The organism is Novacetimonas maltaceti (assembly GCF_002906255.1).
GTDB lineage: Bacteria > Pseudomonadota > Alphaproteobacteria > Acetobacterales > Acetobacteraceae > Novacetimonas > Novacetimonas maltaceti.
On sequence record NZ_POTC01000128.1, the window covers coordinates 1 to 1,579 of the forward strand.

Here is a 1,579-nt window from a genome sequence, read left to right on the forward strand (position 1 = left end):
GGAAAGCCGCTCTTCAACATCAAAAAAACCAGGCTGCTTCATATCGCCATTCCCTCAATCAACGCAGAAGAAATAGAATCATACAGAAGACCTCAAAACCAGGGGGTTTTTAGAACCCTCCAATTGTTACGTTATCATCGGAGATATTCCGAAGGACAGTATTCATATTGCGCTTGCGGCCATTACGGACGACAGTATCTTCCAGCTCGAAGGGAACGCCTTTGACGTAGCCCATTGCCATAACTGATCCATCACGAAGCAGAATGACATTTTCCGTAATGTGCCCAACATACGGAAGATAAATCTCACCTGAGCGTTCGCCATAACCGGGATTGCCAAACATCACACGATGCCCCTCCCCCGTTTATGAACCTTCAGCGGATTTGGGCTGACAGATGCCCCGCCCCACAAGGAACTATCCAAAGAACGTCCGGCCGTCTTCAAAAACAAAACTACCACGCCAACCGCATTATAGTCTCTCGCGACAAGTATTCGCGATCCGAACCAAAGCGGAACCATTACTGCTTCATATAGTGGGTTTTGAAGAAGGACCATTATGAGCCCAATCATCGTCAGCAATAGTGCAGCTACCGGCAGAGGGACCCCTGCCAATAGCGCCGGACGGGTTGCTGCAAGAAAGAGGGTGTCTTCTTCCAATTTTTCCATGAGTCACCCGGTAACCATGGACCCGAGATAGGCCGCGCCAAACATTAAGAGGATACCGCCAACCATTCCGGCGAATATACCCAACGAAAGACGGCCGAATGCCAGCATCAATCCGGCAGCCGCGAGTACGACGACAGCAATGCTCTTGCCGAAATCACCCAAGATGAATGTGCAGATATTGTTAATCATCTGTGTGGGCGTTGAACCACCAGAAACAGTCTGTGCATGGGCCACTGCCGGAAGAACAGATAGAAAAACCACCCATGCAACCAGACCCGCCTTCAAGCGTGGACTACGAACTGCAACGTAATGACTGGACGACAGCATATCTTATTCCTTGCTCAGTTGAGGAAAAACGGCCGAACCATCCCTAGCCTGGACAAACAACACCGCATCTGAAGCCCGAGGATCATTTCCTTTTTTCTTGGTGTCAGACGCTGTGCTGTATTCGAAGCTGCCCCACACGTCCCACACCGGGGGGGCATTTGGATCGGTAGGAACAGCAACCTGTTGCGGCTGGGGAGCGGCCGGCACGCCGCTCTGACCCATGCCTACATCGAGCGCAGGAACAACCTTGCGGGCAGATGCTTCCACCTTGCCCACATAGCCATTCGTAAAGCCGCGCTGTGCATCTCCGGTATTGTATCGGGAGATTGTTACCCGCAGCGCCTTCTGTTGCGCCTCGTGGCTCTCACCGCCAACATAGGTATCGGATAGGATGATCGACGCTGCACCTATCGAAACACAGGGGTCAAACGCATCCTGAACCCGTAATCCAAGAGCGGGCAGGTGGAGGGTTCTAAAAACCCCCTGGTTTTGAGGTCTTCTGTATGATTCTATTTCTTCTGCGTTGATTGAGGGAATGGCGATATGAAGCAGCCTGGTTTTTTTGATGTTGAAGAGCGGCTTTCCC

The 1,579-nt window shown here is 51.6% G+C and carries 4 protein-coding genes; all 4 read right to left on the reverse strand.

Annotated elements, in window-relative coordinates; all coding sequences use genetic code 11:
- Nucleotides 1–109: 109 nt before the first annotated feature.
- Entirely contained in the window at nt 110–343 is a 234-nt protein-coding gene (locus tag KMAL_RS16565) for a hypothetical protein (protein WP_275399329.1), read from the reverse strand.
- The gene (locus KMAL_RS16570; RefSeq protein ID WP_010665815.1) at nt 343–666 is read right to left on the reverse strand and encodes a type IV secretion system protein VirB3; all 324 of its coding nucleotides are present in this window, start codon (nt 664–666) and stop codon (nt 343–345) included. Before KMAL_RS16570 ends, KMAL_RS16565 begins: the two co-directional genes overlap by 1 nt.
- Nucleotides 667–669: 3 nt before the next feature.
- A complete protein-coding gene (locus KMAL_RS16575) occupies nt 670–993 on the reverse strand; it encodes a TrbC/VirB2 family protein (protein WP_007284448.1) in 324 nt (107 codons plus the stop codon).
- A 3-nt stretch (nt 994–996) separates the two neighbouring features.
- Nucleotides 997–1,579: transglycosylase SLT domain-containing protein (locus KMAL_RS16580; RefSeq protein WP_239020198.1), on the reverse strand; the 583-nt coding region annotated here is incomplete at its 5' end.

Bases quoted from the DNA above. Each gene is read 5' to 3' on its own strand.
- KMAL_RS16565 (WP_275399329.1), bottom strand. From the start codon at position 343: ATGTTTGGCAATCCCGGTTATGGCGAACGCTCAGGTGAGATTTATCTT.
- KMAL_RS16570 (WP_010665815.1), bottom strand. From the start codon at position 666: ATGGAAAAATTGGAAGAAGACACCCTCTTTCTTGCAGCAACCCGTCCG.
- KMAL_RS16575 (WP_007284448.1), bottom strand. From the start codon at position 993: ATGCTGTCGTCCAGTCATTACGTTGCAGTTCGTAGTCCACGCTTGAAG.